Origin of the sequence: Janibacter limosus NBRC 16128 (assembly GCF_001570985.1) — a bacterium.
Taxonomy (GTDB): Bacteria; Actinomycetota; Actinomycetes; order Actinomycetales; family Dermatophilaceae; genus Janibacter; species Janibacter limosus.
The window spans coordinates 1-15,516 of sequence record NZ_BCSS01000045.1; the positions used below are offsets into that span (position 1 = coordinate 1).

13 protein-coding genes and 1 riboswitch are annotated in these 15,516 nt (G+C 70.5%); of the genes, 9 read left to right on the forward strand and 4 right to left on the reverse strand.

Annotation, left to right across the window (positions count from 1 at the left end):
* A partial coding sequence (locus tag JLI01S_RS14105; RefSeq protein ID WP_068265736.1) for a DNA polymerase occupies positions 1-1,326 on the reverse strand: 1,326 nt, incomplete at its 3' end.
* 66 nt (positions 1,327-1,392) lie between these two features.
* On the opposite strand from JLI01S_RS14105, the gene JLI01S_RS14110 reads away from it, so the two are divergent.
* The 7 genes from JLI01S_RS14110 (at position 1,393) to JLI01S_RS14140 (ending at position 9,022) form a co-directional block, all read left to right on the forward strand.
* Positions 1,393-2,133, forward strand: coding sequence for an EcsC family protein (locus JLI01S_RS14110; RefSeq protein ID WP_068265738.1), 741 nt, complete (start codon positions 1,393-1,395; stop codon positions 2,131-2,133).
* Between the two features lie 101 nt (positions 2,134-2,234).
* Positions 2,235-3,770, forward strand: coding sequence for an alanine/glycine:cation symporter family protein (locus tag JLI01S_RS14115; protein WP_068265740.1), 1,536 nt, complete (start codon positions 2,235-2,237; stop codon positions 3,768-3,770).
* Positions 3,771-3,855: 85 nt separating this feature from the next.
* Positions 3,856-4,299: a YkvA family protein gene (locus tag JLI01S_RS14120; RefSeq protein ID WP_068265742.1), complete on the forward strand. Its 444-nt coding sequence runs from the start codon at positions 3,856-3,858 to the stop codon at positions 4,297-4,299.
* Positions 4,300-4,384: 85 nt separating this feature from the next.
* A complete protein-coding gene (locus JLI01S_RS14125) occupies positions 4,385-5,458 on the forward strand; it encodes a DUF4192 domain-containing protein (RefSeq protein WP_068265744.1) in 1,074 nt (357 codons plus the stop codon).
* 63 nt (positions 5,459-5,521) lie between these two features.
* A riboswitch (SAM riboswitch) is annotated at positions 5,522-5,631 on the forward strand.
* Positions 5,632-5,646: 15 nt separating this feature from the next.
* A complete protein-coding gene (gene metX, locus JLI01S_RS14130; RefSeq protein ID WP_068265746.1) occupies positions 5,647-6,831 on the forward strand; it encodes a homoserine O-acetyltransferase MetX in 1,185 nt (394 codons plus the stop codon).
* A gap of 49 nt (positions 6,832-6,880) precedes the next feature.
* Positions 6,881-7,279, forward strand: a complete 399-nt coding sequence (locus JLI01S_RS14135; protein WP_068265748.1) for a universal stress protein — start codon at positions 6,881-6,883, stop codon at positions 7,277-7,279.
* Positions 7,280-7,546: 267 nt separating this feature from the next.
* On the forward strand, positions 7,547-9,022 hold the full coding sequence (locus JLI01S_RS14140) for an RNA polymerase sigma factor (protein ID WP_439645580.1): 1,476 nt from the start codon (positions 7,547-7,549) through the stop codon (positions 9,020-9,022).
* A gap of 90 nt (positions 9,023-9,112) precedes the next feature.
* On the opposite strand, the gene JLI01S_RS14145 is transcribed toward JLI01S_RS14140, so the two are convergent.
* The 3 genes from JLI01S_RS14145 to JLI01S_RS14155 are packed head-to-tail and all read right to left on the reverse strand — an operon-like array spanning position 9,113 to position 13,621.
* Complete coding sequence (locus JLI01S_RS14145) at positions 9,113-11,407, reverse strand: transglutaminase TgpA family protein (protein WP_068265752.1); 2,295 nt, start codon at positions 11,405-11,407, stop codon at positions 9,113-9,115.
* Complete coding sequence (locus JLI01S_RS14150) at positions 11,404-12,618, reverse strand: DUF58 domain-containing protein (RefSeq protein WP_068265754.1); 1,215 nt, start codon at positions 12,616-12,618, stop codon at positions 11,404-11,406. The genes JLI01S_RS14145 and JLI01S_RS14150 overlap by 4 nt, the downstream gene beginning before the upstream one ends.
* Before the next feature lie 10 nt (positions 12,619-12,628).
* Complete coding sequence (locus tag JLI01S_RS14155) at positions 12,629-13,621, reverse strand: AAA family ATPase (RefSeq protein WP_174521328.1); 993 nt, start codon at positions 13,619-13,621, stop codon at positions 12,629-12,631.
* A 321-nt stretch (positions 13,622-13,942) separates the two neighbouring features.
* On the opposite strand from JLI01S_RS14155, the gene mraZ reads away from it, so the two are divergent.
* Together mraZ and rsmH are read left to right on the forward strand one after the other, a co-directional pair.
* Positions 13,943-14,374: a division/cell wall cluster transcriptional repressor MraZ gene (gene mraZ, locus JLI01S_RS14160; protein ID WP_068265756.1), complete on the forward strand. Its 432-nt coding sequence runs from the start codon at positions 13,943-13,945 to the stop codon at positions 14,372-14,374.
* Between the two features lie 142 nt (positions 14,375-14,516).
* On the forward strand, positions 14,517-15,515 hold the full coding sequence (rsmH, locus tag JLI01S_RS14165) for a 16S rRNA (cytosine(1402)-N(4))-methyltransferase RsmH (RefSeq protein ID WP_068265758.1): 999 nt from the start codon (positions 14,517-14,519) through the stop codon (positions 15,513-15,515).
* Position 15,516: the final 1 nt, after the last annotated feature.

A 15,516-nucleotide genomic window follows, 5' to 3' on the forward strand; every position in this document is an offset into this window, starting at 1 on the left:
CCGCCCGCCGAAGGTGCGGACCGGCTCGCCGCGCCGACCGCGCTCCTGCGCCCGCTGCAGGTGGGCCATCGCGACCGGGTACTCGCGCTCCAAGCCCTTGAGCGCCTCGGCGGCCGGCCCTGAGCGCTGGCCGTACATCGCAGCGAGCACCGCGATCTTGGCCACCGGACGCTCCACCCCCAGGCGAGCAGCGACAGGGGCGTAGAGATCGTCCTCTCGCGTGGCCGCGGCGAAGGCTTCGTCCCGTGAGACCGCCGCCAGGACCCGTGGCTCGACCTGCCCGAGGTCGGCACGCACGAGGGCGCACCCGGGCTCGGCGGCGACCGCGGGGCGCAGCTCTGACGGGAGGTTGTGCAGGCCCGCCTGCGCGGTCATCCGACCCGCCGCGCCGTCGCACGCTGCCCACGCGCCGCGGAGGCGGTCGTCGGGGCCGACGTGCTCGCGCAGCCAGCGCCACCCGTAGGTCGTCGCGATCCGCTCCCGTCTGCGCCACTCCAGGAGCGCCGGGACGACAGGGTGCGTGCCGACGTGGGCCTCCAGGACCCACTTGCGCGTCGAGGGCACGTCGATGCCGGCGCGGGCGAGCATCGCCTTGACCTGGGCAGGGTTGCGCAGATCGACGTGACCGGTGCCGGGCAGCGCCGCGAGGACCGGCGCGTCACGCGTCGCCCGGGAGGCCAGCTCCTCCTCGACCGTGTGTGGCTCGTCGCCAGCAGCGTCGGCGACGAGGGCCCGCACGGTCTGGCGGTCGATGGGCAGGCCGCCCTGCTCGAGCTCGACGCACAGCACCGCCGCAGCCGACTCGGCGTGCGCGGTGGCGACCGCACGATGACCGCGGGCGGTCATCCCTTCGTGCTGGACGGTGGCAACCTGGCGAGCCGCCTCGGCGAAGGCTGCGCAGCGCTGCGGCGTCGTCAGCCAGGCGCCGGTCACCGCGTCGGCGCGCAGGTACCCGCTGTCGAGGACCAGCTGCTCGGCCGGCACCTCGTCGGCAAGCAGGTCGAAGAGGTCACCGCTGGGTGCGCTCGGCGCGGCATCGGCGTCGAGGCCGTGCACCGCAGCCCAGGTCCGCTCGGGGCCGGCGGCCCAACCCCCGTGGACGAGCCGGTGGACCTCGGCGACGTCCCACGTGCGGTCGAGCACCGCACCGGCGGCGATCAGGGGCGCGACCGAGGTCGCGGACCAGGTGACATAGCGGGTGCCGGGGGAGAGGGCGGCCATGAGCGAAGGGAGGTCCCCCGCCAGCACCGCGGGCCCGTCCGGGGGCACGACGGCACCCACCCCGTCGACACCGACGACGACTGCTCCCGGCTCGATTGCACCCACGGAGCGTGAGGCTACCCGTGGCAGGATGCGAAACCGGACCAGCAGTACCCACTGAGAGGACGTCACATGGGATTCATCTCCGACCGTCTCGGCTTCGGCCGCACGAAGCAGGTCAAGGACACGCGCACCGCGCTGGAGCAGGCCAAGAACCCCGAGAACGAGGGCGCACTCGCCAGCTCCTCCCTCAAGCTCGTCGAAAACCTCCTCGAGACCGGCATCGACGGTCGTGGGCCCTTCGACTCCGCGACCACGGTCGCCGACAGGGCGCGCGCCAAGCATGGAGGTGACGTCGACAAGGCCGTCGACGAGGTGATCGCTGACCACCTCAAGCTCGCTGGTGCCGCCGGCTTCGTCACCAACCTCGGGGGCTTCGCGACGATGGTCGTCGCGCTGCCGGCCAATGTCCTGGGCTTCTACGTCCTGGCCACCCGGATGTCCGCGGCCGTGGCCACGCTGCGCGGGTACGACCTCGCGCAGCCCGAGATCCGCTCCGCGGTGCTGCTGAGCCTCGTCGGCGCCGACGCCCAGGACCTGCTCGCCAAGGCCGGCATGGTCGCGCCGACCGGGCGACTGGCCGGCATGGCTGCCCAGCGGCTGCCCGGACCCGCACTCATGGTCGTCAACAAGGCGGTGGGCTTTCGCATCCTCTCCTCCGCGGGCAAGGGCGTCTTCGCCCGCTTCGGCAAGGCGGTTCCCGTCGTCGGGGGCGCCGTCGGCGCCGGGATGGACGTGTGGCTGATGCGCCAGCTCGCCGAGCACGTGCGCAAGGAATTTCCTCGCGCGATCGCGAGCACGCCGGGCGTCTGAGGCACACGACAGGCGACGGGCGCGTCCCGCGCTGACACGGGGACGCTGCTGCGGTAGCGTCCCCGTGTTTTGTCCAGACAGTGCACCGAGAGGGAACATCCGTGTCTTTTGCCGAGCTCGTCGACGCGACCAACGGGGTGGTCTGGTCGATCCCACTCGTGGGGCTGTGCCTCATCGCCGGTCTGTACTTCACCATCCGGACCAAGGCGGTGCAGACCTCGCTGCCGGACATGCTCGCGCAGCTGCGTGACGGCGAGAAGTCGGTGAACGGCACCTCGTCCTTCCAGTCCCTGATGATGTCCCTGGCCAACCGGGTCGGCATGGGCAACATCGGTGGCGTCGCCACCGCCATCGCCTTCGGCGGGGCGGGCGCCGTCTTCTGGATGTGGACCGTCGCCCTCCTCGGGGCCGCGACCTCCTTCGTCGAGTGCACGCTCGGTCAGATCTACAAGGAGCAGGACCCGGACACCGGTGAGTACCGCGGTGGTCCGGCCTACTACTTCGAGAAGGCCTATGCCCACAAGGCCAAGACCTTTTCGCTCGTCTACGCCATCGTCTTCGCGATCGTCACCGTCTTCGCGATGAGTTTCTTCCTCCCCGGCGTGCAGGCCAACGGCATGGCCTCGGCGATGAACGGCGCCTGGGGCGTCCCCACGTGGGCGACGGCGATCGGCATCGTCATCGCGCTGTCCTTCATCGTGGTCGGCGGTGTCAAGCGGATCGCCACCTTCGCCGCCCTCGTGGTGCCGCCGATGGCGATCCTGTACATCCTGTGTTCGCTCATCGTGTTCTTCGTGAACTTCGGCGAGATCCCCAAGGTCTTCGGGGAGATCTTCGCCGGCGCCTTCGGGGCGCACGCGGTCTACGGCGCGATCATCGGTCTGGCCATCAAGTGGGGCGTGCAGCGGGGCATCTACTCCAACGAGGCCGGTCAGGGCACCGGACCCCACCACGCGGCCGCCGCCGAGGTCTCGCACCCCGCCAAGCAGGGCTTCGTCCAGGCGTTCGCGGTGTACATCGACACCCTCTTCGTCTGCACTGCAACGGCCTTCATCATCATCTCGACCGACATGTACACCGTCTTCAAGAACGAGGAGTACGGCAGCGCGACGCACTACGTCGGCGCGATCGGGACCGACGTCGAGCCCGGACCGGGCTTCGTCCAGGCCGGCTTCGACACCCTGGCCCCTGGGTTGGGCTCGAGCTTCGTGGCGCTGGCGTTGGCCTTCTTCGCCTTCACCACGATGGTCGCGTACTACTACATGGCCGAGGTCAACCTGTCCTACCTGACGCGCAAGATCCGCAGTGCCGTCGTGCGCCGCGGCATGATCCGTGCCCTGCAGCTGCTGATCCTGTGCTCCGTGGCCTACGGCGCCGTGACCACCGCCGGATCAGCCTGGGGGCTCGGCGACATCGGTGTCGGCACGATGGCCTGGCTCAACATCGTGGGCATCCTGGTTCTGCAGATCCCGGCGCTGAAGGCGCTGAAGGACTACCGCCAGCAGAAGAAGCAGGGTGTCGACCCGCAGTTCGACCCGCGGGAGCTGGGGATCGAGGGTGCTGACTTCTGGGTGAGCCGGGCCGAGGGCCGGGTCGCGCAGCGTGGGTCCGACGAGAGCCGCGTCTCCACGGACTGACCGTGGGGAATCCCGGGCGAACCCGCTACGTTGGATGGACGGGAGCGCACCCGGACCGGGAGCGCCCGAGCGTCAGGAGACCTCCATGGCCACTCACCGCGTCCGTAACGCCGCGTACCTCGCGTCGGCCGTCCGTACCGCTGCGCACCCGGGCGGACCCAGCCTGTGGCAGCGACTGCGTGCCGTGCCACGGATGGTGCGAGCGGTCCGCTCGGGTCAGTACACCGGCCTGACCTCCGCGCGACTGCTCATGCTCCTCGCCGGGGTCGGCTACGTCGTCTCACCGATCGACGTCGTGCCCGAGGGCCTGCTCCTCGTGCTCGGCCTCGTCGACGACGTGATGGTCATCGGTTGGGTCGCAGCCACGCTCGTGCGCGAGACCGAGGAGTTCATCGCTTGGGAGCAGGGGATGGCCGCCCGGGACCAGTGGGCCGCTGGGCAGCAGTCCGGCCCGCAGCAGCCCGGTCCGCAGTGGTCGGCCCAGCAGCAGTGGGAGCAGCCCGTGCCGTCCTACGTCGTGCCCGACTGATCCACAAGCGCGGAGGCTCTCACGCGAGCTTCCACAACAAAATCTGGCCCCTGCCGAGCACCTCGGCAGGGGCCAGATTTGTCGCATGACAACCATCGCCAGACCACGCAACCCGCTCGAGCTCATCGTCGTCCTGCCGTACCAGCTCGGCTACCACCCCGGCCCGTCCGTCGTCCTGGTCGTCATGCACGGCCGGTGCCTCGGTATGCTCCAGCGCCACGACCTCCCGTCGGATCCACAGGCCGCACGGGCCAGCGCCCGCCATGCACTCGCCGTCGCCCAGCGCGAGGGAGCGACGGGCATCATGCTCATCGCCTACGAGGACGACCCGGGGGAGTCCGTGCTGCTCGTCGACGCACTGACCGAGGCAGCCGGCTCGGCCCGGATCGACGTGGGGCACCAGCTCCTCGTCCGGGGTGAGCACGTCCACATGAGCGACGGGTGCGGGCACACCGTGGTCCGGCAGCTGCCCAGACCCGAGGACGTCCCGGCGGTCGCTCCCTTCGTCCACGCAGGGGTCTACCCGCTGCCGAGTCGCGACCACCTCGTGCGGGGCGCTCTGCCGGAGCGTGACGAGGAGCGGGCTGCCGCCGTGGCCCGGGCCCGACACCCGCTGGGGGTGCCGGCCGACGAGGAGATGGTCCTGCGTGCCTGGGCGAGACTCCTCGACCCCTCCGACGGGGCCATCGCCGTGGACGACCTGCGCGACGACGAGCTGTTGCTCCTGGCCACATCCGTGCTCGACGTCGACTGGCGGGACGCGCTGCTGGCGGTGCTGTGCCCCGGCACGATGCCATTGGGCTCCCTGTCGGCGGCCCACGTCCGCCTGGCCGGCCGCGCCCTCGCCCGGTGCGCCTGGGCGGCTGAGCAGCCGGGGACGCCGCACGCCGGCCACCACGAGGACCTCGTGGCCGTGCGGGTACGCCTGGCTGAGCTGACCCGGCTCGTGCCCGTGGAGCTCACGCCCTCGCTGCTCGCGCTCATGGCCCTGGTGGCCTGGTGGACCGGTGACGGCACCATCGCCGGGACCTGCCTCGAGCGTGCCCTCGAGGTCGATCCGGAGCACCGGCTCGCGGACCTGCTCCTGCGACTGCTCTGCGAAGGGCTGCGCCCCTGGGAGGCGCACGACCTCGACGTGGCAGGCGACTCGGCTGCCTGAGCCCGTCCGCACACCGGACCCGGACTCGATCACCGGCCACCCCTGCGGCTAGCATGGACGGCAGGTCATGAGCGCCAGCGTCAAGCCCCGGCTCGCTGGCCGGCAACCCTCCTCGCGACGGGGTGCCCCGGGTGATGACCTGGCTGCATCGCAGTGATGTGGCAAGGCGAGCCCCGGGAGACATCCTGATGAGTGTTACCACCACACCCCCCACCAGCGCCGCGCTGTGGCGCGAGGGTGATCCCGTCGGCGACCGCCAGTTCCTTGCCATCGGTGGCCTGACGCTCGAGTCCGGTGACCACCTGCCCGATGTCGTCCTCGCCTACGAGACCTGGGGCGAGCTCAACGCGGCCCGGGACAACGCCATCCTCGTGGAGCACGCACTCACCGGCGACAGCCATGTCGTGGGACCAGTGGGCCCGGGACACCCCACGGCCGGCTGGTGGCCGGGTCTGGTCGGTTCGGGTGCCCTGCTCGACACCGACGAGTACTTCGTCGTGGCGATCAACGTGCTCGGCGGCTGTCAGGGCAGCACCGGCCCGGGCACCCCAGCCGCAGACGGGCGCCCGTGGGGCAGCCGCTTCCCGCGCGTGACCATCCGCGACCAGGTTGCAGCCGAGGCCCGGCTGGCCGACGCCCTGGACATCGCGCACTGGCACACCGTGGTCGGTGGCTCGATGGGTGGCATGCGCACCCTCGAGTGGGTCGCCTCCCACCCCGACCGGGTGCGCACCGCCGTCGCGCTCGCGTCCAGCGGGTACGCGACGGCCGAGCAGATCGCCTGGAGCCAGACCCAGGTCCTCGCGATCCGCAACGATCCGTGGTTCGCCGGTGGTGACTACTACGAGCAGCGACAGGGCCCCGAGGTCGGTCTGGGCATCGCGCGCCGCATCGCGCACGTCACCTACCGCAGCGAGATCGAGCTGCACGAGCGCTTCGGCCGTGACGAGCAGGACGAGGCTCCGGGGGAGTCCGGCCGTCCGCGCTTCACCGTCGAGAGCTACCTGGACCACCACGGCGGCAAGCTCGCCGGACGTTTCGACGCCAACTCCTACATCGTGCTGACCGAGGCGATGAACTCCCACGACATCGGTCGCGGCCGTGGCGGGATGGCCGCAGCGCTGGCCCCCTTCGCCGGCCGGCTGGTGCTCGTCCCCGTCGACTCCGACCGGCTCTACCCACCTCGTCTGTCGGAGGAGGTGGCCCGGGCGCACGCCGGCGCCGAGCTCGCCACGATCACCTCGATCGTGGGACACGACGGCTTCCTCACCGAGGTCGACCAGGTGGCCACCCTGCTGCGGGAGGTCGTCGCCGGATCTTCGACGGGCGACACGGACCTGACGAGTGGGACAGGTCACGCCGGCGCGGTGTAGCGTCTGGCTCAGGTCAAGTCCGCACCACCAGTTCTGACGAGGAGCAACGATGACGATCGTCGTGGGATATGTGTCCACCAAGGAGGGCGAAGCCGCTCTCGAGCGAGCCTTCGAGGAGTGTCGTCTGCGCAAGGACAACCTCGTCGTCATCCACTCCGACCGTGGGGGCGCCGGGCTGAGCGGCGACAGCGCTCGCAAGAACGAAGAGGACCTCAAGCAGGTGCGCAGCCGTCTCGATGAGGCGGGCGTCGAGGGCGAGGTCCGCGGTCTCGTGCGTGGCAAGGAGCCGGCCGAGGACCTCATCGTCGTCGCCGAGGAGACCGGAGCCAGCCTGATCATCATCGGCCTGCGCAAGCGGACGCCGGTCGGCAAGCTCATCCTCGGCTCCAACGCACAGCGTGTGCTGCTCGACGCGCCCTGCGACGTGTTGGCCGTCAAGGCACGCTGATTTTCCGCACTTGAGAGCAGCAGCGGGCGTCTGTGGGACGCCCGCTGCTGCTTTTACGGGGGACACGTTTTATAATGGTGTTGAGCCCAGCGCGCAGCGTCCGGGCGAGTCGGGCAGACGGGGTCGATACGCCACCCCCATCGCACACCCGGCGCACACCTCCGTGACGAAAGGTTGTTGGTGACTGCTGTGTCCCCACGGTCCGACGGGGCGCAGGGCTCCCTCCCCAAGGAGTTCTCGCACCCATCGCTCCAGGAGCTGGTCCGAGTGGGCCACACGACCGGATCCATCACCAGCGATCAGCTGCAGACCGCATTCGGCGAGGCGAAGATCAGCCCCAGCCGTGGACGGGTCGTCCTGCGAGCGTTGGACGACCAGGGAATCGAGGTTCAGGTGCCAGAGACAACTGCCAAGAAGACCACGGCGAAGAAGGCTCCCGCCAAGAAGGCTGCTACCAAGAAGGCCGTGACGAAGAAGGCTGCGGCCCCGGCCAAGAAGGCCGCGACGAAGAAGACCGCCGCGACCAAGACGGCTGCCACCAAGACCGCCGCGACCAAGACCGCGTCTGCCACCAAGACGGCGGCCGCTGCGGCTGCGGAGCCGGCCAAGAAGGCTGCCGTCAAGAAGACGGCCGCCAAGAAGGCCGCCGCGAAGAAGGCTGCGGCCAACCCGACGACGACCACGGCCGAGGAGCCGGCGCCCGGCGAGGACGATGTCCTGCACGAGGAGCCCAAGGCCAAGGAAAAGCCGGAGGAGCAGGACGAGAAGTCCGGCTTCACCATCAGCAACGATGACGAGGACGACGCGCCTGCGCAGCAGGTCGTCACCGCCGGCGCCACCGCTGACCCGGTCAAGGACTACCTGAAGCAGATCAGCAAGGTCGCCCTCCTCAACGCCGAGCAGGAGGTCGAGCTGGCCAAGCGCATCGAGGCCGGCCTCTTCGCCGAAGAAAAGCTCGCCTCGGGCGAAAAGATCGACATGAAGTTCAAGCGTGAGCTGTGGTGGATCTCCCAGGACGGCAAGAACGCCAAGAACCACCTGCTCGAGGCCAACCTGCGTCTCGTCGTCTCGCTGGCCAAGCGCTACACGGGTCGCGGGATGCTCTTCCTGGACCTCATCCAGGAGGGCAACCTCGGTCTGATCCGCGCGGTCGAGAAGTTCGACTACACCAAGGGCTACAAGTTCTCGACCTACGCGACGTGGTGGATCCGTCAGGCCATCACCCGCGCGATGGCCGACCAGGCGCGCACCATCCGCATCCCGGTGCACATGGTCGAGGTCATCAACAAGCTCGCCCGCGTCCAGCGGCAGATGCTCCAGGACCTGGGCCGCGAGCCCACCCCGGAGGAGCTGGCCAAGGAGCTGGACATGACACCCGAAAAGGTCGTCGAGGTCCAGAAGTACGGCCGCGAGCCGATCTCCTTGCACACCCCGCTCGGTGAGGACGGTGACTCCGAGTTCGGTGATCTCATCGAGGACTCGGAGGCGGTCGTGCCGGCCGACGCCGTGAGCTTCACGCTCCTGCAGGAGCAGCTGCACTCGGTGCTCGACACGCTCAGCGAGCGCGAGGCCGGAGTGGTCTCGATGCGCTTCGGTCTGACCGACGGTCAGCCCAAGACGCTCGACGAGATCGGCAAGGTCTACGGCGTGACGCGTGAGCGGATCCGTCAGATCGAGTCCAAGACCATGAGCAAGCTGCGGCACCCGAGCCGCTCGCAGGTCCTGCGGGACTACCTCGACTGATGTGCACCACTGCCCGAAGGGAGGCGCTCACTTTTCTGGTGGGCGCCTCCCTTCGTCGTCGGGCGCGGGTGGTCAGCGCCGTCGGGGGTGTCAGCGCCGCCGGGTGAGCCGGCGGGCGATGGAGCGCCCCCACGAGCGCCAGACCTCGACGCCCTCCTGCGGCCACAGGATCGAGCGCAGCTGCGCCGAGCGCTGTCGGGTCGAGCGGACCCGGTCGACGATCGCGCCGACCTCCCGGGAGACAGCGGGAAGGTCGTCTCCCGGGGCGGCGTAGCGAGCCCGCTCCAGGGTGGCCACGACGTGATCGAGCTGCCCCTGGAGAGGCGGCTCCAGATGCATCCGACGGCCGATCCAGCGTCCGGCCTGGCGAGGGGTCGAGCCCACGGGGGGCCGGATGCCGAGGTCGTCGAGCCGGGCGACCAGCTCCTGCCACTCACGCTCGACGCGCTCTGCGTCATCACGTGCGGTGCGGCGCTCCCGTCGCCGCGCGAGCCATGCCGTGACCGGCAGGATCGACAGCACCGCGAGCAGCGCCAACAGGGTGAGGAGCCACCACGCCCAGCGGGGGACGCCCTCGTCCGTGCCGGTGCCCGTCTCGGGCACCGCTGCGTCATCGGTCTGCGAGGTCTGCGAACTCGAGCTGCTCGACGACTCGCTCGTGCTCGTGGACGTGTCGGTGCCGGTCTCGCCGGTGACCTGGATCGAGTACCCGGGGACGCTGGCGGCGCGCTGGCCGGGGGTCGGCTCGAAGCGCATCCAGCCCACCCCCTCGAAGTACAGCTCCGGCCAGGCGTGGGCATCGCTGGCGCGCACGATGCGGTCGCGGCCGTTGGCGCTGGAGCCGGGCAGGAATCCGACGACGACCCGGGCCGGGATGCCGCGCGAGCGGGCGAGCAGCGTCATCGTCGCCGCGAACTGCTGGCAGTACCCGACCTTGGTGTCGAGGAAGTGGACGATCGGGTCGCGACCCTCGGGCCTCGCGGGCAGCTCAAGGCTGTAGTCGAAGTCAGGCCCGCGCAGGTACTCCTGGATGGACTGGGCGATCTCGATGGGTGTGGCATCGACGCCGGCCAGGGAGGCGGACAGCTCGGAGATCTCGACGACCGACCCGCTGTCGAGGCTGAGGTAGGCATCGCGGTATGCGGTGTTGTCGACATTGGTGTCGGTATTGCTCGCCGGGAGATCGACGAAGTCCTCGTCCTCCGGTGCCAGCTCGACGAAGGACGCCGAGTAGGTCCCCGGGGTCCGCTGGACCCGGGCCGTGCCATCCGCACCGATCGACCACGGGATGCCGCCCAGGTCGGCTGATCGGGTCAACCATGGCAGTGGCAGCTGCGGTGCCGCGATCCCGTTGTCCTCCACGACGATGGAGCGCAGGTCGCGCTCGATGGAGTCCGGGACGCGGGCCAGAGGATCCCTGGGGGTGAATCCTTGCTCCGGCTCCAGGGCACGCGATCGCATCTGACCCAGGCCATCTTCGAAGTCCTCGACGACGGCGACGCGCAGTGGCTGTGGCGTCGGGTCGTCGGTCGTGTAGCGCAGGACGGGGACCTGGCTGGGGGACTCGAGACTCCGCTTGAGGTCGAGCTCGGTGGACAGGCGCATCCCGGCCGCGCCGGCACCACCGCCACCACCTCGGCCGAGCCCGTCGAGCACGTAGCGGGTCGGCAGGTGCGGGACGAAGGTCGCCACCGCGACGGCCGCCACGAGCGCGAAGGCTCCCACGCGCGCGGCCTGCCAACGGTGCGACCGCGAGGCGATCCCGTCGCCGTCGCCAGTCGACATCAGCGGGATGGACGTCGCCCACCCCTGCAGATCGAGGTCGGACTGGTGGGCGACCATGGCCAGCCACAGCGCGGCGCCGACGACGAACCACAGGCCGTTGAGGGAGCCACCCGAGTTGGCCGCGGAGACGAGGAAGAGGGACAGCAGAGGGAGTCCGGCCACCGCAGGCGTGGCGGCCGTCGCGCTCGACAGGTCCACCGCCAGGGCCACGACGACGACGATGATGACGAGGGCGACGACGATGCCCGGCTTGGCCGGTGCGGGGGCCGCATAGGTGGTGATCGTCGTCCTGGCCTCCTCGAGGTGCCCGACGAGTGCCGTCGCTGTCCGTTCTGTGGGCAGCACGAGCAGCCGCGTGGTCTCGCCCAGCTGGGTCACGAGGACGTAGAGCGCGGCCACGAGGGTCTGCCCGAGGATGATCAGCCCGGCACTCGCGGTGAGAGCCCGCAGCGCCATGCCCGAGACGGCCACGGTCAGCACGCCGGCGACGGCCGGGACGAGCCAGGGGGGCTCGTCGAAGAGGTGACGCATCGGGAGCATCACGACGATGGTCGCTGCGGCGGCGAGCAGCCCGGCGACGATCTTGGGCTCGTGCCTCATCGTCTGGCTCCCAGCGCCAGGCTCACTCGGGCCCAGACCTGCGCCAGGTGGTCGCCGGGGTGCACGACCTCCGCCTGCCACCCACCGATCATCAGCCGGTGCGCCGTGGCGTCGGCTGGACCTGTCGTCACGCTCTGGTCGGTGAAGCCGCCCCGGTCGACGACCATGGCGATCCCGTGGCGGGCACTGGCCGTGCACATCGTCGTGACCTCGTCCTCGAGGGTGCCGAGCATCCCGACGACGAGGCCCCCACCGTGCTGCGTGAAGTCCTCCAGGGCCTCCACCAGACCGCGGGGCGAGGTGGTCTCGCTCGGCTGCACGGCCGCCAGCCGGTCGAGCGCATGGTCGAGGCTCTCGACGGGCAGCACGACCCCTGCCTCGTTGGAGGCGAGGGACAGGTGGACCTCGAAGCGCTCGCCGAGGAGCAGGGTGACGACCGAGGCCACGGCCGTCACCGACCACTCGAAGGACCCGCCGTCGCCGGTGCCCGCGTGCACCGACTGACGGTCGTCGAGCAGGACCAGGGCGCGGCGTCGCGTGGGCTGCTCGTCCTGGCGCACCATCGTCTCGCCAGTGCGCGCCGTCGAGCGCCAGTGGATGCGGCGCAGGTCGTCCCCGATGCGGTACTCACGCACCCCCACGTCGTCCTCGCCGTGGAGAGCGACCCGGGGGGAGCGGGAGGTCTCGCCGCCCCCGCTGGCGGGCACCCCCCGCACCGGGGTCAGCGCCAGGACCCGAGGCAGGACGACCAACGAGGACTCGCCGGGTAGGTCCACGGCCCGGGTGGCGAGGCCGAAGGGGTCGTTGACGCGCACCGTCAGCGGGCCGATGCGATGGCGTCCGCGCACGTGGGCCCGCACCCGGTAGGACATGCGGCGGGTCTCGCCCCGCTCCAGGCTCGGCACCAGCAGGTGCGGTCGGTCGCCCAGCGCATAGGCCAGTCCCTCCTCGCCACGCAGGAGCGGGGTCGGCAGGCGACTGGCGTTGTGCACGTGCACGGTGACATCGGCCGGTGCGTCGATGCTGACCCGGACCGGCGCAACGCTCCGTGAGACCTCCAGCTCGAGGCCACGCCGGGCGAGGAGCATCGCGAGGGCCGGCAGCAGGAGGAGCAGGACGCCGATCTTGGTGAGGTCGTGCAGGCCGAGGACGAGCCCCGCGAGGGTGATGAGTGTGCCGACGCCGAGGAAGAGTCGCCCTCGCGCCGTCACCGGGTCCTCCTCATCTGGCAGCCGGGACCCGCGTGCGGTGCACGAGCTCGGTCACGATGTCGAGTGGCTCGCGGCGGGCCAGCTGGGCCTCGCTGCTGAGGAGCAGACGGTGGGCGAGCACGACAGGGGCGATGGCCTGGATGTCGTCGGGGAGCACGTGGTCGCGTCCGTCGAGGGCGGCGCGTGAGCGGCCGGCCCGCAGCAGGTGAAGGGTCGCACGGGGGGAGGCCCCGAGCCGGATGAGCGAGCTGGCGCGGGTGGCCGCTGCGATGTCGACGATGTACTGGCGCACGGCAGGCGACGCGTGGACCGTGCGCACCGCACGGATCAGTCGGCTGATGCCCTCGGCGTCGGTGACCGGGCGCAGGTGGTCGAGCGGGGAGCTCGCGCCGTGGTGGTCGAGCATCGCGACCTCGGCGGCGGCGGTGGGGTAGCCCATCGACAGGCGTGCCATGAAGCGGTCGCGCTGGGCCTCGGGCAGCGGGTAGGTGCCCTCCATCTCCACGGGGTTCTGCGTCGCCATGATGATGAAGGGGTGCGGCAGCGGGTAGGTGTGGCCGTCGACCGTCACCTGCGCCTCCTCCATGCACTCCAGGAGCGCCGACTGCGCCTTGGGCGAGGCGCGGTTGATCTCGTCACCGACCACGACATTGGCGAAGACCGCCCCGGGACGGAACTCGAACTCGCGCTCCTCCTGGTTGTAGATGCTCACGCCGGTGATGTCGCTCGGCAGCAGGTCGGGCGTGAACTGCACGCGGCGCACGGAGGCATCGATGCTGCGCGCGAGCGTCTTTGCGAGCATCGTCTTGCCCACCCCCGGGACGTCCTCGATGAGCAGGTGGCCTTCGGCCAGGAGCGCGGTGATCGCGGTCCGGACGACATCGGGCTTGCCCTCGATCACGGCGTTCATGGCATCGGCGAGGGCCCCGCCGACGCTCACGACGTGCTCGAGGTCCGTGCTCGGTGCCTGCGCTGAAGGGGCGCTCTCCCTGCTGAGGGTCACCAGTCTCCGTTCCGGACGACCGTGCCGCCCCACTTCGCTCCGCTGTGCCCCCGACCCTACGGGCGCGCCACCCCGGGCTGGGGAATACGGGGCCGACAACCCTGCTCCGGTGCCGTCGGGACCGGGGAAGGGACCCCCCTTCGGCCATTTTGCGGTGATTTTGCTCCACTTTGCACCATCCCTGATTTATCAGGGAAAACTCAGCAAGTTTTTGCCGGATGTGGACGTCACGAGGTGGGCTTCAGGGCCTGGGTGGAGTAAAGTGGTGCAACAAGGAAGCGCATGGAGCCATTCGGGTCGACACGAAGGGGGGTGGCCGCGATGTTCCTCGGGACCCACACCCCGAAGCTGGACGACAAGGGCCGCCTCTTCCTGCCCGCCAAGTTCCGCGACAAGCTCGCCGGCGGTCTGGTCATGACCCGCGGCCAGGAGCGCTGCCTCTACGTCTTCCCGATGGACGAGTTCGTCAAGGTCACGCAGAAGTTCCAGGAGGCGCCCACCTCCAGCAAGGCCGCGCGTGACTACATGCGCGTCTTCCTCTCCGGAGCCAGCGACGAGATCCCCGACAAGCAGGGGCGGGTCACCGTGCCCGCCGCACTGCGCCAGTACGCCGGCCTCGACCGTGACTGCACGGTCATCGGCACCGGCTCGCGCGTCGAGGTCTGGGACACGGCCGCGTGGAACGACTACCTCGCCAGCACCGAGCAGGCCTTCGCCGACCAGTCCGAGGAGGTGATCCCCGGACTCATGTGAGGCAGCTGCCACCCGGCCTCCAGCCGAGACGGCGCCGACCCGACTTCCCCCGGGCCGGATCGTCCCGGATGGGGACCAGGTGGCAGCAGCAGACACAGCCAGGGATCACCACCACCACCACCGACCAAGCGAAGGGAGCACCGTGGAGCACGCCGACACCGACACCGGCCGCGATGCGGCCTCCCGTCACGTACCGGTGATGCTCGACGAGGTGCTCGACCTCCTGGGCCCGGCCCTGTCGATCGAGGGCGCGGTCCACGTCGACGGCACCCTGGGCATGGGAGGGCACGCCGAGGCGGTCCTGCAGGCCGACCCGCAGGTGCACCTCATCGGCATCGACCGGGACCCCCAGGCGCTGCGCCTGGCGGGGGAGCGGCTGGCACCCTTCGGCGAGCGGGTCACCCTCGTGCACGCGGTCAACGACGAGATCGACGAGGTCCTCGACGACCTCGGCATCGGGCAGGTCACCTCGGCCTTCTTCGACCTCGGGGTCTCCTCGCTGCAGCTGGACGAGACCGAGCGGGGCTTCGCCTACGCCCATGACGCCCCGCTGGACATGCGGATGGACGCCACGACCGGGGTCACCGCGGCCGATGTGCTCAACACCTACGACGGACGCGAGCTCGCTCGGGTGCTGTCCCAGTACGGCGAGGAGCGGTTCGCGCAGAAGATCGCGCGCGCGATCGTCCGCGAGCGGGAGGCCACCCCCTTCGACAGGTCGGGTCGCCTCGTGGAGTTGCTGCGCTCCACGATCCCGATGGCCTCCCAGCGCGGCGGTGGCCACCCGGCCAAGCGCACCTTCCAGGCCCTGCGGATCGAGGTCAACCAGGAGCTCGCCGGGTGGGCCCGCGCGATGCCGGTGGCACTCGACCGGATCGCCCTCGGCGGCCGGATCGCCGTCCTGTCCTTCCACTCGCTCGAGGACCGGATCACCAAGCGGGCCTTGGCCGCCGGTGCCACGTCCACCTCGCCCCCGGATCTGCCCGTCGAGCTGCCCGACCACGCACCCGAGCTGCGCCTGCTGACGCGAGGGGCGATGACCCCCGGTGAGCGCGAGCTGGCCACCAACCCCCGATCCGCCTCGGTGCGCCTGCGCGCCGCCGAGCGCATCCGACCGTCCCGACCGAGGAAAGGTGCCTGAC